A 23,299-nucleotide genomic window follows, 5' to 3' on the forward strand; every position below is an offset into this window, starting at 1 on the left:
CGGGTCCATGCGACGAAAGGAGACCGCCGTGACCGGCACCATGCCCGCGTACGCGTTCCATGCCGCCGACGTCCGGGGGACGCTCACCCGCCGGCCGACGCCGACCGTCACCAACCCCGACGACGTGCTCGTCAGGGTCACGATGACCGGCATCTGCGGCACCGACCGTGCCATCCTGTTGGGCGAGGCGGAGGCGGCCCCGGGGGTCGTGCTCGGCCACGAGGCCGTCGGGCGGGTCGCGGCGGTCGGCGCGGCGGTGCGCGGCCTGCGCGGCGGGGCCCGCGTGGTGGTGAACCCCACCTATTACTGCACCGCGTGCCGGATGTGCCGGCGTGGACGCATGGCGCTGTGCCGCGCCAAGGAGGGCCGCGAGATCGGCGTCGACCGCGACGGCACCATGGCGCGGTACGCGGTCGTGCCGGAGCGCTTCGTCCATCCGATCCCGGACGGGCTGCCGGACCGGCGGGCCGCACTGGTCGAGCCGTTGGCCTGCGTGCTGAACAACCTTCGCTGCGCGGCACCCCGTTGGGACGACGACATCCTGGTCCTCGGCGGCGGCCCGATCGGCGCGCTCTGCGCGCTGGTCCTGGCCTTCCGGGGCTTCCGGGTCCGGCTGACCGAACCGGATCAACGCCGGGCCGCGCTGGTACGGGAGGCGCTGCCCCGGTCGGTCGACGTCACCGCCGTCCCCGACCTCGCCCGGCCGCCGGATCTGGTCGTGGACAGCGTCGGCACCATGCCCGGAGTCGGGGTCGAGCTGGTGGAGGACGGCGCCACCGTCCTGGTGATGGGCGAGCGTCTGGGCAGCGTCGCCGACATCTCCCTGCACCGGCTCGCGACCGGCGCGATCCGGGTGGTCGGCGCCGGCCCGTACGCGCCCGCCGATTTCGAGTCAGCGTTGGACCTCGCTGCGGACCTGCCGCTGGAGTCCCTGGTCAGTCACGAGATCCCGCTGCACCACGCCGACAAGGCCATGGCCATGCTCGGCGTCCCGGACCCGCTCGACGGGTACGCCGCGCTCAAGATTCTGCTCACCGTCCCGGCGACCGACGGATGAGCCCCGTGATCCGGGCCGGCGTGGTGGTCGTCGACGACCGGCCGGACCTGCTGCTGACCGGCGACTATCCGTACTACCGCGATCCGGCCGGGCGGTGGGCGGCCAAGCTGTCCGCGATGCGGGCGGCCGGACTCACCACGATCAGCTTCTACGTTCCGTGGCGGCACCACGAACTGGAGCCGGGCCGTTTCGCGTTCACCGGGCCGGGCAACCGGGACCTGCTCGGGTTCCTCGGCCTGGTGCAGGCCGCCGGCTTGTGGGCGATGCCGAAGCCCGGACCGTACGTGCACGCCGAGCTCCCCCTCGGTGGACTGCCCGATCGTGTCGGGCCAGCCGGGGGCACCGGCCGGACCGCCGCGCTCTGCGCCACCGGCGAACCGCTGTCCGCGCAGGGCTATCCGCTGCCGTCACCCCATGACCCGGTCTTCCGGGAGGACGCCGGGCAGTGGCTGCGCGCGGTCGGTGACGTGCTGCGTCCCCTGATCCATCCGCACGGGCCGGTGGTGGCGGTGCAGGTGGGCAACGAGGGCTGGTTCGGCGAGACGGCGCTGGCGGCCTCCGCCCTGGACTACTCGGCGCCCGGCGTGGCGGCGTTCACCCGACGGCATCCCGGCCGTCGACCGCCGCGCCCGGGCGCGGGCGGCGGGTACGCCGCATGGGCGGCCTGGCTCAACGAGTCGCTGGCGGACGGGCTGGACGACATCGGCGCGCACCTCGACCTGGACGTGCCGCTGCTGATGAACGCCGCACCGCCGGCGGAGGCGCGATCGCCGGGCCTGGACGCCTGGCTGAGCCGCAGCGGCCCGGCGACGCCCCGCACGGTCCACTACGGATTCACCAACTGGACCGGCGACCTCGCCGACGACGACGAGTTGACCCGGTACGTGCTGGCCGTCAAGCGCGCTCCCGGGCCGGCGATGGAGGAGAACTGGTCGTTGCCCTGGGTCAGCCCCGCCTGCGCCGCGGCATGTGTACCGATCTACCGCTCGCTGCTCGGCCTCGCCTGCGGCGCCACCGGCATCAGCGTCTACACCGGCTGCGCCACGGCCGGATGGGACGAGCACCTCACGATGGACGCGGCACATCGACGGACGGTCGCCGGTGACCCGGCGCTTCTCGATCCGCCGTACGGCGACGCGGCGCCGATCGGCGTGGACGGGTCGCCCGGTCCGGGCCTGGACGCGTTGCGCGAGTTCACCGGATTCCTGCGGGCGGCGGGACCGGCCCTGGCGGCGAGCCGGCCGGAGGTCGACGTCGTCCTCCTCGTCCGGCCCGAGCAGGCCGCGCTCACCTCGTGGGGGGTCGACACGGAACCGCCCGCGGACCGGACGATCGCGCCGTTCGTGCGGCACTGCCTGCGGTACGGGGTGCCGTTCTCGATCGCCTACCGCGAGGCGGAGGACGACGACCGGCGCCGCCCGTTGGTCACCACCTCCGGACCGCTCATGCCGGCCGGGCTCCAGGAACTCCTGGTGACGCACGCCCGTGCGGGACGGCCGTTGTTGGTGCTGGGTGAGCTGCCGACGGCCGACGAGCGAGGCGGGCGCTGCACCCGCCTGGCCGACGCCGTCCGCGCGGGCCTGCCGATCACCGTCGCCGCGGACGCCCGTACCGCGCTGGCCGCCTGGCCCCCCACGGCACCACGGGCCGACCGGACCGGCGACGGCGTCCTCCAGTTGCGCCGCATCGGCCCCGCCGGTGACGTGTTCGTCTTTCTCTTCCACCCGCCGGTTCCCGGTGCCGGCGCCGACCCGGCGCCGGTGACGACGACGATCATGGGCGAGACGCTGCGTACCACGCTGATGCCGGGCGGCTGTGCGGTCGTCCACTGCCGCGACGGAGAGTTGGCCGGCGCCTATCTCAAGGGTCACCACGAGTTACTGGGCCTCACCATCCGGGCCGACATCACTTTCGGTGATGATCGGATTGCCGGTCATCGAGCCGGTGACCTCTCGGCGCATCGGCATCCCTCAAGATCAGCATTTCGAATCTAGTTTCCGCACCAGAGCGCCCACCCGCCGACCACCGGCCCGTGCACCCCGGACGACATTCGCCGCGCCGCGCCCACCACCCACGCCACTTCAGTCATCGAGTACGCCTGTGGACACTCCTGCGCTTGGCACCACATGGAGAACGATCCATACCGCGCATTCCTGACAACGCCATGGCAAAGAAATCGGTGGGGTTGTAGAAATGCCACTGAAGCTCGGCCGCTTGATCGATCGAGACGACTGCGTTCCACGGGGGGATGATTGTGGCTGTCAAATTTCGCACGGTGGAGGACATACCGCTCGATCGGCTGGAGATCAGCCCACGGCAGGCCCGCACCCGGGCCGTGGAGGAGGGCCTGGATGATCTCGTCGAGAACATAAGGGTCAACAACCAGCTCGAGCCGATCGTCGTCGCGCCGATCGACGGCAGGCCGGACCGTTACGAGATCATCATCGGGCAACGCCGGTTCCTCGCCCACCAGCGACTCAACCGTCGGACGATCAGCGCCGCCATCCTGGAGCGAGCGGTCGACGAGATCTCCGCGAAGGTCCTGTCCCTCAGCGAGAATCTGATCCGGCGCGACATGAACCAGCTGGATCTCATCGACGTCTGCACCGCGCTCTACCACAAGTACGGCTCCATCAAGGCCGCGGCGGACGAGCTCGGACTGCCTTACCACCAGGTGCGGTCCTACGTGAAGTACGAGCGTTTGGACCCGGAACTGAAGACGCTCGTCGACCAGGGCCAGATCGACGTGAAGACCGCCCTGCGGGTGGAGGACGCGGTCAAGGACGTGGCCCGTGAGCGGGTGGACCTCAAGGCGATCGCCTCCCAGCTCGCCGGGCTGACCCGGGCCGAGCAGATCCACCGGCTGCGATCGGTGAAGCAACTCAAGGGCAACAGCCGCACCGGCACCCATGCGATCGGCACGCCCTCGCGCGGCAGCGAGGGGGTCCGGCAGGTCGTCGTCACGCTGCCGGTGGCGGACCATCGACAGATGCGCGCCTGGGCACGCAACGAGGGCATGACCCAGGACCAGGCGGCAGCCCAGATCATCGGCGCGTTCCTGTCCCGGCAACGCAGCAGACCCGGAGTGGACTCCATCTAGAACCACCCACCGATCGCCTCGGCGAGGAAGGCCAGGGACAGGTGCACCTACCGAATCGTCACGTCGTCACATACGCGGTTCCCGAAGCGGATGCCGGCCCCGCGGCGATGTCCGCGACCTCGATCCTGGAGAACAGCCCGTCCGACGACTTCGGCTTCGTCATGCTCGATCTCGGGCTGCGCCCGGAGACCAGGCGGCGCCTCACGGCGTTGATCGGGCGCAGCCGCCTGACATTCCTCGAACCCGCCGACGAGGCGGCCCCCGCGCCCGGCACGGTGGACGCACCCCTTCGGATCTCCGCGATGCTGGCGGGGGCACACGACCGCGTCATCCATCTGGACTGCGACACCCTCGTGGTCGGCGACCTGTCGCCGCTCTCCTCGATCGACCTGGAAGACTTCCCGGTGGCCGGCACGCCGCGCCTCACCGAACCGGGCTCGGACGGCCCGCCGGCCCTGGATCCCGGCGTGCTGGTCATCGACACCAGGAGGTTCGTCGAGGAACGGTCCGGGCGCCGCGACCCGCTTCCGCCGCGCTGGAAGCGGCTCGGCTCCGAGTGGCGCTTCCCCGTCCTCGGTCGACTGCACCAGGAATGGACCGGGCCGCTGCCGGTCGTCCACCACTTCGACGCCCCGCACGATCTCGTCCACATGCGGGTGATGTACGACGAGTACCGCCGGCAGTGCATCGCGGCCGGCGGTCCCACGTTCTGACCATTCCGGCACGGCGCGAGGAGAACCCGCGGTGGAGACATTCGACAACGTGGCCCTGGTCTGGGCGACGGACGACAACTACGCCTTGCCGGCAGCCGTCTCCGGCCGGTCGCTGCTGGCGAACCTCCCGGACACCGTGCGGCCCACCATGTACGTCCTGGACCTCGGCATCTCCCCACGATCCCGGGACCTCATCGCCGCATCGTGGTCGTCGGCCGCCAGCGTCGAGTTCCTCCCGCTGGACGAGGCGCTCCTGCGGGATCTGCCCTCCACCCGGTGCGAGAACCGGGAGTTCGCGCCGACGGTGTTCGCGTACCTGCTCGTTCCCGGCATGCTGAGCGGGCGGCATCGGCGGATGCTCTATCTGGACGCGGACACGCTGGTGGTCGGTGACGCCCGGCCGCTGGCCGATCTGCCACTCGGCGAGCACGCCTTCGGGGCGGTGCACGACTGGGACTTCGGGGCAGAGGCGCAGGTCTTCGGCCAGCAGCACGCCGGGCGGCAGTTGAACGCGGGGGTCCTGGCCATCGACGTGGAGCGCTGGGAGGCGCTCGACGCCACGCGGCGCGTCTTCGACTTCGCCCGCGGGCGCACCGACCTCATGCTGCCCGACCAGGACTCACTCAACGTCGCGCTCGGCGGGCACTGGCAGGAGTTGAGCTACGAATGGAACTTCCAGGTCGCGCGGACGGTGGTCCGTGAGCACCGGGGACCGCTGCCGCGGATCCTGCACTACGGCGGGGCCCGCAAGCCCTGGCTCGGTCGCTCCGCCCTCCCCCACTTCTTCCGGCTCTACCAGGGGTACGCGCGCATGACCGCTTTCGACACCACCGCCATGCCGGCGCGCGCCTATCCCGGCTGGTGGGAGGACGACGGCAGGTGAGCCGCGCCGGCGGATTCCGTTTTTCACACCTCGGCATTTCCGGGAAAACATTTGTCGGAATGCGCTTTCGCAAATCAGGATGGTAGCGTCGAGAATCCAATGGACATCACTATCCGGGGAGCTGACGTGAGCCATTGCCAAGGTGCCTGCGAATGCGGAGCGGTTGCCACGAATCTTGCCGAGCACGGCGTCGAACACTGCTTCGCGGTGCCGGGCGCACCGATCACCCATGTGGCGGAAACCGCCGCGGAACTGCTCTCCGGCTTCGAATGGTCGGTCAACGAAAAAGTCGCCGTGGAAAACGCGCTGGGGTTGTCCTTCATCGGGCGGCGAAGCGCAGTCATGTGCAAACAGAACGGCCTCAACGTGGCTTTCGACGCGCTGCTGAACGCGGCGGTGCACTCGATCGGCGCGGCCCTCGTGCTGATCGTGGCCGACGATCTCGACTGCTCCCGTTCCACCGCCATGCAGGACAGCCGCGACCTCGCGGAGATCCTGCGGATCCCACTGATCGAACCGACCCTCGACGGGGACCTGGCGCACTGCATCAGCACCGCCGTCCGCCTCTCCGAGGCCGAATCCGTACCGGTCGTCCTGCGGTTGACCGGCACCGTGCCGACCGGTGCCGGCGGCGGCCCCGAGGCGGTCGGCGACACCGTCTCCGGCGAGCGGCCGAGGCTCGACCCGGCGGTCGCCCAGCGGCTCACCAAACTGGGCCGGGTCCAACACCGCCGCCTGCGCCGGCACTCCACCGGCTCACCCGTGCCGGGCGCCGAGCCGATGCTCGCCTGCGCGGACACGCACGAGGTGGGATTGATCTACTTCGGCCACTCGGCGGTAGCGGCGCCGGACGGCGCGTGCCGGCTGACGTTACGCCGACTCGACGGTGACCGGGACGAGAAGGAGATCGCCCGTTTCGTCGAGGAACACGCCCGGATCGTCGTCCTCGAGAGCCCACTGCCGCACGTGGAGCGACGCATCCGCGAACAGGTCCCCGGCGGCCACCAGGCCATCGGGCGGATCAGCGGGCACCTGCCGCCGGAGGGACCGATCGGCGCTGACGCGATCAGCCGCGCGCTCGCCGAGGGTCCCGCCGACTGGCGGCACGTCCAGGCCAAGACCTCCGGTGACTCCACCTACCCGCCGTTCCATCCGGCGTTCGCGGCGATCGCCGATCTCCGCCGGGCAGGAGTCTTCGTCGCGACCGACGTCGGATCGTCGGTCAACCTCTGTTACGCGCCGTACGAGGCGTCGGACGCGGCGGTGTGCCTCGGCTCGGCGGTCTCGGTGGCCGGCGGCGCGGCCCGCGGCGATGCGCCCGCCGTAGCGGTCATCGGCGACTACGCCCTGCTGCACACCGGGTTGCAGAGCCTGCTCGACGTGGCGGTGCGGCGCATTCCGGTGGTTGTCGTGGTCCTGGTCAACGGCACCCAGGACAAGACCGGCGGTCAGCCCCTGGCCCCCAGCGCGGACCGCCCGGACACCGCGGACGCGCTGATCGACCGCCTGGTCCGGGCGGTGGGTCCGGACCTGCCGGTGGACCGGCTGGACTGCTCGGCGACCACGGCGACCGCCGCTGTCGCGCAGCTGAACTCCCGCCTCGCGGATGCTCCCGGCGTGGTGCTGGTCCGGGAGTCCGCGCCCGCTCCCGCCTGAGCACCACCGCCACGGGCGACGAGCTGCCGGTCGTGGCCCGGATCCCGATGCGGGCGGCCGGGTCACGCCCACCAGGTGCCCGGCGGCTCCGTCGCGACGGCCTACGGTTTGCGGGCCAGCAGTCCGACGAAGGTGTGGTAGGTGTCGGTCTGCTTCAGCGCGGGCGTGCCCGGATCGGGACGCCACTCGGCCAACGGCACCAGCCCCGGCTCCAGCAGCGTCAGCCCGTCGACGAAGGAGAGGATCTCCTCGTCGGTACGCCAGCGGCCGGTGCCGAGCGACTCGTTGAACACCCGCTCGACCTCGCGGGCCTTCCGGGAACCGTCCGGGTCCCGCTCACCCGGGTCACGGAAGTGCGAGACCGCCACGTAACTGCCCGACGGCAACGCGTCGATCAACTCCGCCGACACCGCTCCCGGCTGCTCGTCGTCGCCCAGGTGGTGCAGGATCGCGAAGAGCAACAGCCCGATCGGCCGGTCGAAGTCGAGGAACCGACGGACGTCCGGGTCGTCGAGGATCTCCTGCGGCCGGCGGATGTCGGCCTGGATCACCGTCGCGGTGCCCTCCGCGGCGAGCAGGGCCCGCCCGTGCGTCAACACGATCGGGTCGTTGTCCACGTACACCACCCGGGCGGTCGGGTTGTGCTCGGTGGCGACCTCGTGCACGTTGCCCTGGGTGGGCAGCCCGGACCCGATGTCGAGGAACTGGTCGATGCCGGCCTCGGTGACGAGGAAACGGATCACCCGGCGCAGGAACGCCCGGTTCGCCTGCCCGGCGGCCGGCCCGTCCGGCGTGATCCGCAGAGCGTGCTCGGCGACCTTCCGGTCGACCTCGAAGTTGTCCTTACCGCCCAGGAAGTAGTCGTAGACCCGGGCCACGCTGGGAACGGTGAGGTCGATTCCGGGGGGTGCGGCCTTGTCGCGCGTCAACGGCTTCTCCATCCGATCCTGATCAGCACACCGGTCCGTGGGCGGTTGCCCGGGAGTCTAGCGACCGGACGATGTGGACCGTCGCCCCCGCTGGTACCGCTCCCAGCGGATCGGCCCGGCGACCAGGAAGCACGTCGAACGGCGACGCCCGGCGTGTCGGGCATCGGCAGACCGCCCTCCGTCGTCCAGATGAGCCGCGACGATGTCCGGGCCGAGAGCGATGACGACGGGGTGGATCGCGGCCGAGGGTCATCGGCAGCGCCATGCGCTCGTCACGAGGGAAGCGGAGTGGTCCCCGCGCTCGACACCCCGAGGGCACGGTGGACGTGACCGAGGCCGGTGTGGGCGCGGGCGTGCTCCTGATGCGCGCCGATGTCGACAGCGATCGGGTGGGCCGCGGTGTGGTGGCGGATGTCGAGCGACCGTTGGTGGTGGTCGGTGAGCTGGCCCAGGCGGGTGTGCGGCGTACCGAGGCTGTTCAGCGTCCAGGCCTCACCCGTGCGGTTGCCGAGCTGGCGGTACAGGGCCAGCGCCTGCTCCAGGTGGGACGGGGACCCGGACCTGGCCGGCCCCGCCGGTCGCCGCTCGGAGGTGCTGGTGTCGTCGGCTGAGGTGGCGCCACACCCCAGCCACCGGTCCGGGTGGACTGCGCGGCGACCGCGCTGACCCGGCTCCTCGACCGGCGGGCCACGTCGTCCACCGGTAGCTACTGGCGGCGGGTGGTCGAGGGAGCGGCCGGGCCGGACGCGCCGTTGACGCTGGCGCCGGGGCGCAGCGGCCGGGTCACGGTGACCTTCACCCCCGACGGACCGGTCGGGCAACGGGTTGCCGGATCGCCGACGGTGACCGCGCTCTATGCGCATACCGGGGTTCGGCACGGAGGTGGCGGCGGTGCCCTACGCGTACACGCTGGGCGGCGCACGCCAGCGGCATGCCGTTCCGCAGCCGCCCCGCCGGCGCTGACCTCCACCCGTGGTCGGACGTCTTCGGTCACCGGCGTCGGCATGGCACGATGGCCGTGCCCTGCGCCGCCGGTGGCCGGGCACGACACTGATGGAGTCGGGATGTCAGAACTGGCCGGCACGCCGGTGCCAGGATTGGCGAGCCTGTGGACGCACGACCCGGTCACCGCCGGCCGGTATCGGCTGGTCGGTCGGCTGGGCGCGGGTGGGCAGGGGGTCGTCTATCTCGGCGAGGACGACACCGGTGACCGGGTCGCGGTCAAGATGGTCAACGTCGATCTGAGTGATCCACGGGCGCGGTCGCAGTTCGTGAAGGAGATCGCCGCCGCGCGCCGGGTCGCTCCGTTCTGCACCGCGCAGGTGCTCTTCGCCGAGGTGGACGGCGAGCAGCCCTACGTGGTCAGTGAGTTCATCGAGGGCCCGACCCTCTACCGGCACGTGCGCGAGCGCGGCCCGCTGGCCGGCAACGCGCTGCACCGGCTCGCGGTCGGCACCGTCACCGCGCTCGCCGCGATCCACAGCGCCGGCGTGGTGCACTGCGATCTGAAGCCGGACAACGTGGTGCTGGGCAAGGACGGTCCTCGGGTGATCGACTTCGGCATCGCCCGCGCGTTGGGAGTCACCGAGACGGCGTCCAGCCGGGTCATGGGGACCACCGCGTACATGGCGCCCGAGCGGTTCCGCAACGACGCGGTCGGTCCGCCCTGCGACGTCTTCGCCTGGGCGGCCACGATCGCCTTCGCTGCCGGCGGTCGGCCGCCTTTCGGCAATGATTCGCTCTTCGCCGTGATGCACCGGGTGCTGCACGATCCGCCCGAGCTGCCGGCGTTGCCTCCCGTGCTCGACGAGCTGATCCGGGAGTGCCTGGCCAAGGATCCGGCGGATCGGCCGGGCGCCGAGCGGGTGCTGGTGCGGCTGCTCCGGCAGGACGGCACGGTCACCGCGCCGCTACGTCGGGAGAGCCTGCTCGAGGTCGGCAACGAGACCGCAGGCGCGCCGACGCCGAACCACCCGCTCCCCCCGGTTCCGCCGACGGCACCGCAGCCGCGCCCGACGCCGCCGCAGACACCGACTCAGCCGACGACGCCGTTCCACGCCCAACCGTCGCAGCCCTCGCACGTGCCGGTGACGACCCAGCCGGCGCACGTGCCGATGACGACCCAGCCGGCGCACGTGCCGATGACGACCCAGCCGGCGCACGTGCCGATGACGACCCAGCCGGCGCACGTGCCGGTGACGGCACCCGGCGGTGGTGCGGGCCCGGGCGGCGCGTTGCGGCGACTGCGTCGTGAGGCCCTGGACGCCTGGGGCATCTCGACCGCGCTCTTCCTCGGTTCGGCTGGCGCCGCCGCCGGCTACGTCGCGTCGAGCGCGATCGGCCCGGCCGCCGCCGCCGGGGCGGTCGCCTTCGTCGTGGTCTACCTGGTTCGGCTCCTGGTCGCCACGGCGGTCGGGGGACGGTCCGGCCGCGGGTGACCCGGTTCGGTGGGGTCCGGGTCGCCGGCTGGCGCCGGATCGATAGGTTGACTGCCATCAGCCGCCCGCCGAGGAGGACGTCCCGATGACCCCATCCGCTACGCGTACCCGGCAGTGGTTGCCCTACACGGCCGCCGTCACCGCCGGGCTGCTGGTCATCGCCGGGGCGTTCGTGTTCGTCCGGCAGCGCGAGGCGGGCAGCGCGGGGGCCCGCACCGACTGCGCCACCACCCTCCAGGTCAACTCCTCGACGGAGAAGGCGGCGTTGCTGGCCGAGCTGGCCGAGCGCTACAACCGCAGCAGCCGGTCGATCAAGGGCGGTGGCTGCGCCCAGGTGCACGTCAGCGCGTTGAACTCGGGCCAGGCCACCGAGGCGCTGGCCACCGGCTGGACCCGGACCGGCCTGCCGCAACCGCAGGTCTGGCTGCCGACGTCGAGCCTGTGGACCAGCCAGCTCCGACTGCTCGACCAGGCCGCCGGGCGGGCGCCGCAGACCCCGGACCGCTACCCGTCGATCGCCAACAGTCCACTGGTGATCGCGATGCCGAAGCCCAAGGCCGAACTGGTACGCCAGCGCGGGCCGCTGGGCTGGGGGGAGATCCTGGGTCTCTCCGGGCGGGACGGGTGGGCGAGCTTCGGCAAGCCGGAGTGGGGCCGCTTCACCTTCGGCAAGGACAACCCGAACATGTCCACCTCCGGGCTGGCCGCGACCATCGCCACCTACTACGCGGCGGTGCAACGATCCAGCGACCTGACCCGGTCCGACCTGGCCGACCCCGCGGTCACCCAGTTCGTCCGCCGGATCGAGGCCAACGTGTCGCACTACAGCGACGACTCGGTGGACCTGCTGCGCAGCCTCGCCGAGGCGGACCTGGCCGGCGGGGCGGGCAGCACGGACGACATGAGCGCCATCGTCCTGCAGGAGGAGCTGGTCGACCTCTACAACACGGGGGCGCTGAGCCCTCGGCAGGACGGGCAGGAGCGGGGCCGCCGGCCGAACGTCCCGCTGGTCGCCGTCCATCCCAAGGAGGGCACGTTCAACCTGGACCACCCGTTCGTGGTGCTGCCCTCCGCCGACGAGCGGCAGCGCGCGGCGGCGGCCGACTTCCAGGCGTTCCTGACCGAGGACGCGCAGCAGGAGAGCTTCGCCCGCCTCGGCTTCCGGGACCACGAGCGCCGGGCGTCGGCGGAGCTGCTCGCCAGCGTCGGCGCCGAGCCCACCGGCGGACTGACCTACTTCGAGCCCCCGGACCCGCAGGTGGTCGGCGCGATGCTGGACGGCTGGCGCACGCTCCGCAAGAAGGCCAACATCCTGATCGCGCTGGACACGTCCGGGTCGATGCAGGCGATGGTGGGTAACCGGACCCGGTTCCAGGTCGCCTCGGCGGCGGCCGGCAAGGGCCTCGCGCTGCTCAACTCCGAGGACCGGGTGGGGCTCTGGTCGTTCTCCTCGGAGACCCCGAAGCGGCCGAAGAGCCCGTACCGGACGGAGGTCCCGCTCGGCGGGTTCGACCAGAAGCGGATCAACAGCAAGATCGCCGGCCTGCACGTCGAGGGCGGCACCGCGCTCTACGCGACGGTCCGGGCCGCACACCGGGACCTGCTCGACCGGTACGACCCGCAGCGGATCAACGCGATCGTCGTGCTGACCGACGGCAAGAACGAGTACGGCCGGGACAACGACCTGGCCCGCCTGCTCGCCGAGGTCGCCCTGGACCCGCAGCGTCCGGTCAAGGTGTTCTGCATCGCGTTCGACCGGGAGTCGGACTTCGCCACCCTGGACCGGATCGCCAAAGCATCCTCCGGCAAGGCCTTCGACGCCACCGATCCCGCGAAGATCGACGAAGCGTTCGTGAAGCTGGTCAGCAGCTTCTGACGCTCCCCCAGGTCTGTCAACCGCCAGCGGTTACGTGCACAATCGGCCAGATGACAATCACCGTAGGCCGGCCGCCTGCCCACGACACGCCGGCCGACCTCGCTCGGGGGCTGGTGACGGGCGGGGTGATCGGAGCGTCGCTGACCGCCTTCATCGGTGGCTGCGTCGTCGGGCGGGCGCCGCTGATCGTCACGGGGCTGGTCCTGCCCACGGTCTACGGCCTTGTCCTCTTCCTCGCCGCGCTGCCGCGCCGGGCCAGGGAAGCGGCCGTCGTGCCGCGCACGGCACTCGCGGTGATCGAGAGTCGGGAGGCCGTCGGGGGCGAGACCAGCGACGTGCTGGTGCGGTTCGAGCTGTCCGTCGCGCCGGACGACGCGCCCGCGTTCCGGGTCGAGATCCAGCAGGACATCAACGTCGTCGAGCTGCCCGAATACCGGCCGCGCGGGGTCGTGGTGGTGCAGTATCCGCCGGACCGACCGTGGAAGACGCGGATCGTGAAGCGGCCGACGCCGGCGTGGGAGGAGCGGGCGGCCGTGTCCCGGGTGGACTCGGCGCCCGGCCCGGCCATGAGAAGCGATTCGCCGGATGGCTGCCTCAGCGGCTTCCTCACTCTCCTCGGGCTGCTGCTCGGCGCGGCGGCCGTGCTCCTGCTGTTCCGTGCCGAACTGTTCGACTCACGCGAGGGTGACAGCGGCGCCGTCACCCCGTCCGTCTCCACCTCGTCGTCCACGACCACCGTGACGTCGGCGACGGGCACGGTCGTCCTCGGTCCCGGCCGGTCGATGCTCGACGACGGCGAGCTACGCAGGGCCGTCCAGTCGGTGACGCCGCCCGGGGAGAAACGTCAGGCGCTCACCGTCGTCGTGCAGGACCGCCTGCTGACGGTCGTCTTCGCCCCCACCGGGGTGGGCAGCGCCGGGTTCGACCCGAGATCCCTGCCCTACGATCGCATCCCCGGCCTCGTCGCGGAGGCCAGGGCCACCCTCCGCGTCGAGTCCCCGCAGAGCTGGCAGCTCACCGCGGACGGCGTCACCGGATCCCTCACCCTGAGAGTCGTGGTGACCGGCGGCGGGGCCACCGGGAGGCTCGAGGCGGACGGACAGGGCAGAGTGTTGCGGCGCAGCGGCGGTTGACCGGCTCAGCAGCGGGAGGGCGCATGGGGTGGGACGAGTTCCTGATGCTGTGGTGTGCGGCCTGGGGCGTGGCGGCCCTGGTCGGGTACGGCATGTCGCTGGCCGGAGTGACCCGGGCACAGCGGACGGTCCAGCTCACCGGGCGGATCGAGCGGGTGCGGGCGCCCCGGCACGGCGGTTCCCGCACGGGCGGGATATCGGTGGTCGTCTCCTACCGCGACCCGGCCTCGGGTCAGGAGGTCACCCTGACGAACGACGGTGACCGGGGCGAGATGATCACCGCGGCGTGGGAGGGCCGGGAGATCGGGGTCAACCACCCGCGCGGCAGACCACACGCCTACCAGTTCTCCCACGCTCCACAGGAGCCCGGTCGTGCGCCGGGTTGGCCGGGCTTCGCAGTCTTCCTGGTCTACGTCGGGCTGGTGCTCCTCGCCGCGGTGGACCGGGGCTGGCCGTGGGCGCTGATCGGCTTCGGTCTGCCGGGTGCGGTCCACGCCGCCGTTCACCTGCCCGGCGCCGTACGCGCCAGGAATCTCCGCACCAGGAAGCTGGCCGCGATGGACACCGTGCGGGGACAGGTCGTCGCGGTCCTGAAGGACGTCAGCTTCGACGAGGACAGCGGCACCTCGACCACCATCACCCCCGTCGTGTCGTTCACCACCCACGACGGCACCACCGTCACGGCCTACTGCACGTCGGGCCTCGCGGACCCCGCCGCCGCGTACGGCCGCGACGTCACGGTCCACTACACCCCCGCCGACCCGGCCGATTTCACGCTGGACCGCGCGGCCCAACACCGCTGGCAGAAGTGGGACCTGACGGTCCACGTCCTGGCCGTCGTCGTGCTCGCGGCGACGGGCGTGGCGGGCGTGGTGCTGCTCTGACGGTCACCTCGGCAGCCGTGCCGCGGCGGCGACCACCGGCTCCCGCACCGTCCTGGCCCCGCGGGAGGAAGTCCGGTTCGACCCCCGCCGGGGGCCGGCCTGCCCGTCGGCGAGTTCGGTCTGGTAGTCGCACGCCGGCGGTCCCGTACGACGGGGCACGGCGACGCGTCCGCCGACTCGGCCTGGGGATAGCATGCCCTGGCAGGTCGACTGCGGCGTCCTCAGGGCCGACAGCGACGTCGGCGTGACCAGAGGACAGCGAGGACGACGGTCCCTCCGGTAGGTGTCGGCTGACGAGCCGGGGTGGAGTAGCGGTGGCAGCCAACGGGGACCCGCGAGACGCCGACCCGATCGGATCCGGGCCGGCGCTGATGGCCTTGCGGGATCGGCAGAGCCTACGGGAAGAGGTGGCCCAGGCGCTCCGGGCGGCGATCATCGCCGGCCAGATCAGACCGGGCACGCTCTATTCGGCACCCACCCTGGCAGCTCGGTTCGGGGTCTCCCCGACCCCGGTTCGGGAGGCGATCCTCGATCTGGCCAAGGAGGGCCTGATCACGATCGTGAAGAACAAGGGGTTCCGGATCAGATCCCTGTCCGAGCGGGAGCTCGACGAGATCACCCAGATCCGGGAACTGTTGGAGATCCCGGTGGTGGCCGACCAGGTGGGGCGGCTGTCGGCGGAGCAACTGAAGGAACTCGGCGTCCTGGCGGATGCGATCGTGGTGGCCGCGGGTCGCGGCGACGTGGTGGCGTACGTCGAGGCGGACAACGCGTTCCACCTGACCCTCCTGCGTACCGGTGGGAATCAGCGGCTGGTGGACACGGTGGCCGACCTGCGCAGCCGCACCCGCCTGTACGGACTGGACTCTCTCCGCGAGACCGGGCAACTGGTGGCATCGGCGGATGAGCACGTCGAACTGGTGACGTTGCTGTCGGCCGGAGACCGGGACGCCGTGGTCGACGCGATGCGGCGCCACCTGCGACACATCCGTGGGATCTGGGCCGCGCAGCCCGAACGCTGAGGGCCTGTCACGCACCGTCGGCGCATCGCCGGGTGGCATCGGCCGGCGCATCTGATCGACACGTCTTGACGTCGCCGCACACGCTGCTACTGTAATATGTAACATATTACTGGAGGTCCAATGGAGCACGTGTCCTGGCGGGGCGTCCTGGTGGCGACCGCAGTGCCGTTCCGTCCCGCCGACCTGCGCGTCGACCACGACGCGTACGCCGAGCACATCCGGTGGCTGGCCGACAGTGGTTGCCGCGGCGTCGTGCCCAACGGGTCGCTCGGCGAGTACCAGTCGCTCAGCGCGGAGGAACGGGCGGCCGTCGTCCGTACGGCGGTCCAGGCCGCACCGCCCGGACTCGCGGTCGTTCCCGGGGTGTCCGCGTACGGCGCCGACGAGGCGCGTCGCTGGGTGGAACAGGCCGGCGAGATGGGATGCTCCGCCGTCATGCTGCTGCCGCCCACCGCCTACCGGGCCGACGACGCGGCGGTGCTGGCCCACTACCGCCAGGCGGCCAGGGCCGGCCTGCCGATCGTCGCCTACAACAACCCGATCGACACCCGGGTCGACCTCACGCCGGCCCTGCTGCACCGCCTCCACCAGGAGGGCCTGATCGTCGCGGTCAAGGAGTTCAGCGGCGACGTACGCCGCGCGTACCGTATCGCCGAACTCGCCCCCGGGCTCGACGTCCTGGCCGGTGCGGACGACCTGGCCCTCGAACTGCTGCTCGCCGGCGCGGTCGGCTGGATCGGCGGGTTCCAGAACGCCCTTCCGGCCAGTTGCGTCCGCCTCTACGAGGCCGCGACCGCCGGAGACCTGTCGACCGCGCTGCCGCTCTACCGGGCCCTGCACCCGCTGCTGCGCTGGGACTCCCGCACCGAGTTCGTCCAGGCGATCAAGCTGTCCATGGATGTGGCGGGCCGCCCCGGTGGACCCACCCGCCAGCCCCGGCAGCCGCTGTCGACGGCGGACGCCGAGGACATCCGCACGGTCACCGAGAAGCTGATCGCGGCGGGCCACCACTGATGCGCAGCAAGCGCGTCATCCATGTGGTCGACTCGCACACCGAGGGCATGCCCACCCGGGTGGTGACCGGCGGCGTCCCGGTGATCCCGGGCGCCACCATGGCCCAGCGCCGCGAGCACGTCATGGCTCACCTCGACGACCTGAGAACCTTCCTGATGTACGAGCCGCGGGGCCACTCGGCGATGTCCGGCGCGATCCTGCAACCGCCGACCCGGCCGGACGCCGATGTCGGGGTGGTCTACATCGAGGTCTCCGGCTGCCTTCCGATGTGCGGCCACGGCACCATCGGCGTGGCCACCGTGCTCGTCGAGACCGGCATGGTGCCGGTCAGCGAGCCGGTGACCACCATCCGCCTCGACACCCCGGCCGGGCTGGTGACCGCGTCGGTCACGGTCACCGATGGCCGTGCCACCGCCGTCACCCTGCAGAACGTCCCCTCCTTCGCGATGGCGCTCGACGCCCGCGTCGAGGTGCCCGGGCTCGGGCAGGTCCGCTACGACCTCGCGTACGGCGGCAACTTCTACGCCATCGTCGATCTTCCCGAGCTGGGCCTGCGTCTGGACCGGGCCGACAGGCAACGCCTGCTCGACGCCGGCCTCGCGATCATGGCGGCGATCAACGACACGGCCCGCCCGGTCCATCCCGATCAGCCGCGGATCTCCGGCTGCCACCACGTCTATCTCGCTGCGGAAGGGTCCACCGCCCGGCTGTCCCGGCACGCGATGGTGATCCATCCGGGCTGGTTCGACCGCTCCCCCTGCGGCACCGGCACGTCGGCCCGGATGGCGCAGCTACACGCCCGCGGGTTGCTCCCGCTGCACCAGGACTTCGTCAACGAGTCGCTGCTCGGCACCCGGTTCACCGGTCGGCTGACCGCCTCGTCCACCGTCGCCGGTCAACCCGCCGTGCTGCCGACCATCACCGGCCGGGCCTGGCTCACCGGCACCGCACAGCTCTTCCTCGACCCTGACGACCCCTTTCCGGCGGGATTCCTGTTGTGACCGAACCGATCCGTAGTCGTTCCCCCCAGAACCCGGACGACATCGTCGCCGAACGCGCCCCGGTCTCCCCGGACCAGGTGCGGCAACTGGCGGCCGGAGCCCGCGCGGCGCAGGACGAGTGGCGCCGCGCGGGAGCGACCGTCCGGGCCTCGGCCCTGCGTCGCGCCGCCGAGCGGTTGCGGGACCACGCCGACGCCACCGCCGACCTCGTGGTGCGGGAGGTCGGCAAGCCGGTGACCGAGGCCCGGGCGGAGGTCGGACGGGCCGCCGCGATCCTCGACTACTACGCGCAGGCATGTTTCGCCGCCACCGGGGAGCTGCTGGCCCCGTCGTTGCCGACGAACCAGGCCGGGTTGCTCTACACCGAACGCCGCCCCCACGGCGTCGCCGGGCTCGTCACGCCCTGGAACTTCCCGCTGGCGATCCCGTTGTGGAAGGCCGCTCCCGCGCTCGCCGCCGGCAACGCGGTCCTGCTCAAACCCTCTCCCGCGGCACTGGCCTGCGGAGACGAGGTGCACCGCCTGTTCCACGGACTGCTGCCGGACGGGCTGCTACAGGTCGTGCCCGGTGGGCCGGAGACGGGGCGGGCGGTGGCCGCGGTCAGCGACGTGGTCTCGTTCACCGGGTCGGCGGCGGTAGGCGCGGAGGTTGCCGTCGCCGCCGCCCGCGCCGGGCTGCCCGTCCAGGCGGAGATGGGCGGGCAGAACGCCGCCGTGGTGCTGCCCGACGCCGACCTGACCGCCACCGCCGCGATGCTCGCCCACGCCGCGATGGGGTACGCCGGCCAGAAATGCACCGCGACCAGGCGCATCATCGTGGTCGGGGACGCCGCCCCGTTCACCGAGGCGCTGGTGGCGGCCGTGGCGGCACTGCCGGTGGGCGATCCGGCACAGCCCGGTGTCGCCGTCGGCCCGGTCATCACCGCCGCCGCCCGGGGCCGGGTCCTCGACGCGGTTGACGCCGCCCGCGTCGCCGGCGGACGGATACTCACCGGCGACGCGAGTCCCGACGGCGGGTTCTTCGTCGCCCCGGTGCTGCTGGACCGGGTCGACCCGGGTCACCCGGTGGCCCGCGAGGAGACGTTCGGCCCGTTGGCCGTGATCTTCGCCGTACCGGACCTGCCCACCGCGATCACCCTGGCCAACAGCGTGCGGTACGGGTTGGTGACCTCGGTGCACGGCCACGACGTCGGCATGCTGCTCCAGGCGGCACAGGGCGTCGACACCGGACTGATCCGGGTCAACGCGCCGACCACCGGGGTGGACTTCCACGCGCCGTTCGGCGGGGAGAAGGCGTCCAGCTACGGCCCCCGCGAGCAGGGCACCGCCGCACTGGATTTCTACACCTCGCTGCGTACCGTCACCTTCGCCGCTCCCCCACCCCCGTCCCCGTGAAGGAGGTCACGTGACCCGCGCCGACCTGCGCACCGGCAGCCACGACCTGCCGGTCAGCCCGGCCCTGGAACAGTTCATGCTGTCCGGCTGGGCGGACAGCGAACACCATGACCTGCCGGCCGCCGACGTCGCGCGCTGGACCGCCATCCGCCGGGCCCGGCTGCACGCCCGGTTCCCCGGTGAACGCCTCGTCGTGCCCGCCGGGGAATACCGACGACGGTCGAACGACCAGCACTACCGCTTCCGACCGCACTCGGCCTACACCTGGCTGACCGGCGACCAGTCCTCGGACGGCGTGCTGGTGATGGAGCCCGACGGCGACGCCACCCTGTTCCTGCGGCCCCGCTCCGACCGGCGAAGCGGAGAGTTCTTCCGCGACCGGGTGTACGGCGAGTTGTGGGCCGGGCGACGTCCCACCCTCGCCGAGAGCCACGCGCGGCTGGCGGTGCCGACCCGGCACGTCACCGACCTGGAGTCGGCGCTTCGCGGGGGTGGCGTGCCCACCCGGGCGGTGCGCGCCGTCGACGCACGTGTCGACGGTCTGCTGGCCCACGCGGCCGGACCGGGCGACGCGGAGCTCGACGCGGTCCTGTCCGAGTTGCGGCTGGTCAAGGACCCCTGGGAGATCGAGCAGATGGAGCTGGCGGTGGCCATCACCATCCGCGGGTTCGAAGACGTGGTACGGGCGCTGCCGATGGCGAAGCGCACCTCGGAGCGCCACCTGGAGGGCGTGTTCTGGCAGCGGGCCCGCCTGGAGGGCAACGACGTCGGCTACCACTCGATCGTGGCGGCCGGGGCTCACGCGGCGACCCTGCACTGGACCGACAACGACGGCCCGGTCCGCGACGGCGACCTGCTGCTGCTCGACGCCGGCGCGGAAACCCGGTCGTTGTACACCGCCGACATCACCCGCGTCCTCCCGGTGTCCGGCCGGTTCAGCCCCTTGCAACGGGACCTGTACGAGCTGTGCCGGCGGGCCAATGACGCCGCCCTGGAGTGTCTGCAACCGGGTGTCGAGTTCCGAGCGTTCCACCGGGCGGCGATGACGGTCCTCGCCCACGGGCTGGCGGACCTCGGGGTGCTGCCCGGTTCACCGGAAGACGCCCTGGCGGAAGACTCCGGCCTGCACCGCCGCTGGACCCTGTGCGGCTCGGGACACATGCTCGGACTGGACGTGCACGACTGCGCCGCCGCCCGGTCCGGCAGCTATCTGGACGGGCGTCTCGAGGCCGGTCAGGTGCTCACCGTCGAGCCGGGCCTGTACTTCCAGCCGGACGACGAGTTGATCCCGGCGGAGCTGCGGGGGCTGGGCATGCGCATCGAGGAGGATGTCCTGATCACCGACGACGGGTATCGGCTGCTCTCCGACGGCCTGCCCCGGCGCGCCGGGGACGTCGAGGCGTGGATGCACCGGATGGCGTCGTGAGCCCGGCCGGCGCGGACGTCGTGGTGATCGGCGCCGGGATGACGGGCGTCGCCTGCGCGTACTACGCCGCCCGGGCCGGCCTCACGGTGACGGTTGTCGATCGCGGCGGGGTCGCCGCGGGCACCACCGGCGCCGGCGAGGGCAACATCCTGGTCTCCGACAAGCCACCGGGGCCGGAGTTGACGCTCGCCCGGCACTCCGGGGAGCTGTGGCGGGAGCTCGCGGACGCGGTGGACGGCACGCTGTTCGAGCTGGAACACAAGGGTGGTGTGGTGGTGGCCACCGCACCGGACGAGTACGACGCGCTGCGAGCGTTCGCGTCGAACCAGCGGGAAGCCGGGGTCGAGGCGTACGAGGTGGCCGCCGAGGACCTGGGCGACTACGAGCCACACCTGGCCCCCGACCTCGCCGGTGGGATGCACTATCCGCAGGACATGCAGGTGCAACCGATGCTCGCGGCGGCCCACCTGCTGCGCGCGGCCCGGGTGACGGTGCTGACCGGCACCACGGTCGTCGGTCTGCCCAGGGACGCCGCCGGCGCCATCCTGGGCGTGCAGACCGACCGGGGTCTGCTGCCGACGCGGCTGGTGGTCAACGCCGCCGGCGTCTGGGCCGGCGAGGTCGCCGCGCTGGCCGGCGTGGCGCTGCCGATCCTGCCCCGACGCGGGTTCGTGCTGGTCACCGAGCCGCTGCCCGCCCTCATCCGGCACAAGGTGTACGCCGCCGACTATGTCGCCAACGTCGGACGCGGCTCCGCCGACCTCCAGGTGTCCCCGGTGGTGGAGGGCACCCGGTCGGGCCCGGTCCTGATCGGCTCGACCAGGGAGCGGGTGGGGTTCGACCCGACCTTCTCGCTGCGGGCGTTGCGGGGGCTCGCAGCCGGCGCCGTCCGGCTGTTCCCGGTCCTCGCCTCCGCATCGACCATCCGCGCCTACCGCGGATTCCGGCCGTACAGCCCCGACCACCTGCCGATGATCGGCGCCGACCCCCGGGTGCCCGGCCTGCACCACGCGGCCGGGCACGAAGGGGCAGGCATCGGTCTGGCCCCGGCGACCGGACACGCCGTCGCCGCCCTCCTGACCGGCCGTCCCCCACACGTAGACCTACGACCCTTCGCACCGGAGCGCCATGATGTTCACCTTTGACGGCCGTCCCGTCCCATCGGACGGGCAGCAGACCATCGCCGCCGCGCTGCTCGCCGGCGGCATCCGTTCCTGGCGGCGCACCCGCCTCGGCGGCCGGCCCCGCGGGGTGTTCTGCGGAATAGGGGTGTGCTTCGACTGCCTGGTCCGGGTCAACGGCGTGCCCGCCCAGCGCGCCTGCCTGGTACCTGCCCGTCCCGGGGACGTGGTCGAGTCGCACGACGAGCCGCAGGTGCGGGCGTGACCGGGTACGACGTGGTGGTCATCGGCGCCGGACCGGCGGGCCTGGCCGCCGCGGTCACCGCCGCCGACGCCGGCTGTCGGGTAGCCGTGCTGGACAGCGGACCGCGACCGGGTGGACAGTACTGGCGCCACCGCTGCGACGCCGACGGCCGGGGCCACCGGGACTGGGCGACGTTTGTCGACCTGCGCGACCGCCTGGGCCGGGTCGAGCGGATCAGCGACGCCGCCGTCTGGTTCATCGGGTCCCGCCCCGACAGCCCGCGGTTCACCGTCCACGCCGGATCGCGGGTGGTGGCCGCACGGCGGCTCGTCATCGCCACCGGCGCCCACGACCGGGTGGTGCCGTTCCCCGGCTGGGACCTGCCCGGTGTGGTGACCGCCGGCGCGGCGCAGGCCCTGGTCAAGGGCCAGGGGGTGTGCTTCGCGCGCCGCGTCGTGGTGGCGGGCACCGGCCCGTTCCTGCTTCCGGTCGCGACCACTCTGGCCGACGCCGGCAGCACGGTGGCAGGCGTGTACGAGGCCAACGACCCGTTCCGGTACGCCAGACATGTCCGGCCGGTGCTCGGCGCGCCCGACAAACTCCCCGAAGCTGGACGGTACGCCTGGCGGATGCTTCGACACCGGGTGCCCTATCACCGGCGGACCGCGGTGGTGGCCGCGCACGGCACGGACGAGCTGACCGGCGTGACGGTGGCCGCGCTCGACCCGCGGGGCGCGGTCGTGCCGGGCAGCGAGAGCGAGGTGGCGTGTGACGGCCTCGCGGTCGGCTTCGGATTCGTCCCCCAGGTGGAGTTGGCCGTGGCGCTCGGCTGCGCCACCCGACTCGACCGGGACGGCAGCCTCGTGCTGGCCACCGGCCCGGACCTGGCGACCTCCGTACCGGGGGTGTACGCCGCCGGCGAGGTGACCGGGGTGGGTGGGGCCGCACTGTCGCTGGTGGAGGGGCAGTTGGCGGCCGGTGCCGCCGCCGTTTCCCTGGGACACGCGGCGCCGTGGTCGGCCCGGCGGCGGGGGCGGCTGTTGCGGGCCCACCACCGACTGCGCCGGTTCGCCGCGGCGCTGCACGCGGTGCATCCGGTGCCGGCCTGGTGGTTGGACCGCTGCGACGACGACACCCTCGTCTGCCGCTGTGAGGAGGTGCCGGCCGGCGTGGTTCGGCGGGCGATGCGGGAGTTGTCCGTCTGTGACGCGCGCGGGGTGAAGCTGACGACCCGGGTGGGCATGGGTTGGTGCCAGGGACGCGTCTGCGGTTACGCCGCCGCCTGCCTGACCGCACACGAAGCCGGCCGCCGGCCGACCGTGGCGGATCTGACCGGGTACGCTTCCCGCCCGCTCGCGCAACCGGTCACGCTCGCCGACCTGGCGGCTGCGGATCTCACCGACTGATC

The 23,299-nt window shown here is 72.4% G+C and carries 20 protein-coding genes; 19 read left to right on the top strand and 1 reads right to left on the bottom strand.

Features of this window, described 5'->3' with window-relative positions; all coding sequences use genetic code 11:
• Positions 1–28: 28 nt before the first annotated feature.
• The 6 genes from VKK44_RS16125 to VKK44_RS16150 all read left to right on the top strand — a co-directional run bounded on the left by VKK44_RS16125 (position 29) and on the right by VKK44_RS16150 (position 7,409).
• Positions 29–1,057 (top strand): zinc-dependent alcohol dehydrogenase, encoded by a 1,029-nt coding sequence (locus tag VKK44_RS16125; protein ID WP_343441918.1) that lies wholly within the window; start codon positions 29–31, stop codon positions 1,055–1,057.
• A complete protein-coding gene (locus VKK44_RS16130) occupies positions 1,054–3,051 on the top strand; it encodes a beta-galactosidase (RefSeq protein WP_343441919.1) in 1,998 nt (665 codons plus the stop codon). The genes VKK44_RS16125 and VKK44_RS16130 overlap by 4 nt, the downstream gene beginning before the upstream one ends.
• A 254-nt stretch (positions 3,052–3,305) precedes the next feature.
• A complete protein-coding gene (locus tag VKK44_RS16135) occupies positions 3,306–4,157 on the top strand; it encodes a ParB/RepB/Spo0J family partition protein (protein ID WP_343441920.1) in 852 nt (283 codons plus the stop codon).
• Positions 4,158–4,264: 107 nt separating this feature from the next.
• Positions 4,265–4,870 (top strand): hypothetical protein, encoded by a 606-nt coding sequence (locus VKK44_RS16140; protein WP_343441921.1) that lies wholly within the window; start codon positions 4,265–4,267, stop codon positions 4,868–4,870.
• A 31-nt stretch (positions 4,871–4,901) separates the two neighbouring features.
• Positions 4,902–5,753, top strand: a complete 852-nt coding sequence (locus VKK44_RS16145; protein ID WP_343441922.1) for a glycosyltransferase family 8 protein — start codon at positions 4,902–4,904, stop codon at positions 5,751–5,753.
• A gap of 99 nt (positions 5,754–5,852) precedes the next feature.
• Positions 5,853–7,409 carry a thiamine pyrophosphate-dependent enzyme gene (locus tag VKK44_RS16150; protein WP_343441923.1) on the top strand — a complete coding sequence of 519 codons (1,557 nt, stop codon included), beginning with the start codon at positions 5,853–5,855 and terminating at the stop codon, positions 7,407–7,409.
• A gap of 101 nt (positions 7,410–7,510) precedes the next feature.
• Here VKK44_RS16150 and VKK44_RS16155 read toward each other — a convergent pair whose 3' ends face one another.
• Positions 7,511–8,338, bottom strand: coding sequence for an SAM-dependent methyltransferase (locus VKK44_RS16155; protein WP_343441924.1), 828 nt, complete (start codon positions 8,336–8,338; stop codon positions 7,511–7,513).
• Between the two features lie 320 nt (positions 8,339–8,658).
• Here VKK44_RS16155 and VKK44_RS16160 point away from each other — a divergent pair, with 320 nt between their 5' ends.
• The 13 genes from VKK44_RS16160 to VKK44_RS16220 all read left to right on the top strand — a co-directional run bounded on the left by VKK44_RS16160 (position 8,659) and on the right by VKK44_RS16220 (position 23,297).
• Positions 8,659–8,949 (top strand): hypothetical protein, encoded by a 291-nt coding sequence (locus tag VKK44_RS16160; protein ID WP_343441925.1) that lies wholly within the window; start codon positions 8,659–8,661, stop codon positions 8,947–8,949.
• 453 nt (positions 8,950–9,402) lie between these two features.
• Positions 9,403–10,776, top strand: coding sequence for a serine/threonine-protein kinase (locus tag VKK44_RS16165; RefSeq protein WP_343441926.1), 1,374 nt, complete (start codon positions 9,403–9,405; stop codon positions 10,774–10,776).
• An 85-nt stretch (positions 10,777–10,861) separates the two neighbouring features.
• Positions 10,862–12,652, top strand: coding sequence for a substrate-binding and vWA domain-containing protein (locus VKK44_RS16170; RefSeq protein ID WP_343441927.1), 1,791 nt, complete (start codon positions 10,862–10,864; stop codon positions 12,650–12,652).
• Positions 12,653–12,702: 50 nt separating this feature from the next.
• Positions 12,703–13,785, top strand: a complete 1,083-nt coding sequence (locus VKK44_RS16175; RefSeq protein ID WP_343441928.1) for a hypothetical protein — start codon at positions 12,703–12,705, stop codon at positions 13,783–13,785.
• A gap of 23 nt (positions 13,786–13,808) precedes the next feature.
• Positions 13,809–14,669, top strand: a complete 861-nt coding sequence (locus tag VKK44_RS16180) for a DUF3592 domain-containing protein (protein WP_343441929.1) — start codon at positions 13,809–13,811, stop codon at positions 14,667–14,669.
• 314 nt (positions 14,670–14,983) lie between these two features.
• Positions 14,984–15,691 (top strand): GntR family transcriptional regulator, encoded by a 708-nt coding sequence (locus tag VKK44_RS16185; protein WP_343441930.1) that lies wholly within the window; start codon positions 14,984–14,986, stop codon positions 15,689–15,691.
• Between the two features lie 120 nt (positions 15,692–15,811).
• Entirely contained in the window at positions 15,812–16,705 is an 894-nt protein-coding gene (locus tag VKK44_RS16190; protein ID WP_343441931.1) for a dihydrodipicolinate synthase family protein, read from the top strand.
• Entirely contained in the window at positions 16,705–17,706 is a 1,002-nt protein-coding gene (locus VKK44_RS16195) for a proline racemase family protein (RefSeq protein ID WP_343441932.1), read from the top strand. Before VKK44_RS16190 ends, VKK44_RS16195 begins: the two co-directional genes overlap by 1 nt.
• The gene (locus tag VKK44_RS16200; RefSeq protein WP_343441933.1) at positions 17,703–19,100 is read left to right on the top strand and encodes an aldehyde dehydrogenase family protein; all 1,398 of its coding nucleotides are present in this window, start codon (positions 17,703–17,705) and stop codon (positions 19,098–19,100) included. The genes VKK44_RS16195 and VKK44_RS16200 overlap by 4 nt, the downstream gene beginning before the upstream one ends.
• A 76-nt stretch (positions 19,101–19,176) precedes the next feature.
• Complete coding sequence (locus tag VKK44_RS16205) at positions 19,177–20,526, top strand: aminopeptidase P N-terminal domain-containing protein (RefSeq protein WP_458351671.1); 1,350 nt, start codon at positions 19,177–19,179, stop codon at positions 20,524–20,526.
• Positions 20,502–21,671, top strand: a complete 1,170-nt coding sequence (locus VKK44_RS16210) for an NAD(P)/FAD-dependent oxidoreductase (protein WP_343441935.1) — start codon at positions 20,502–20,504, stop codon at positions 21,669–21,671. Before VKK44_RS16205 ends, VKK44_RS16210 begins: the two co-directional genes overlap by 25 nt.
• Complete coding sequence (locus VKK44_RS16215) at positions 21,655–21,912, top strand: (2Fe-2S)-binding protein (RefSeq protein WP_343441936.1); 258 nt, start codon at positions 21,655–21,657, stop codon at positions 21,910–21,912. The genes VKK44_RS16210 and VKK44_RS16215 overlap by 17 nt, the downstream gene beginning before the upstream one ends.
• Positions 21,909–23,297, top strand: a complete 1,389-nt coding sequence (locus VKK44_RS16220; RefSeq protein ID WP_343441937.1) for an FAD/NAD(P)-binding oxidoreductase — start codon at positions 21,909–21,911, stop codon at positions 23,295–23,297. The genes VKK44_RS16215 and VKK44_RS16220 overlap by 4 nt, the downstream gene beginning before the upstream one ends.
• Positions 23,298–23,299 lie beyond the last annotated feature (2 nt).

It is taken from the genome of Micromonospora sp. DSM 45708 (assembly GCF_039566955.1).
In the GTDB taxonomy this organism is placed as follows: Bacteria; Actinomycetota; Actinomycetes; order Mycobacteriales; family Micromonosporaceae; genus Micromonospora.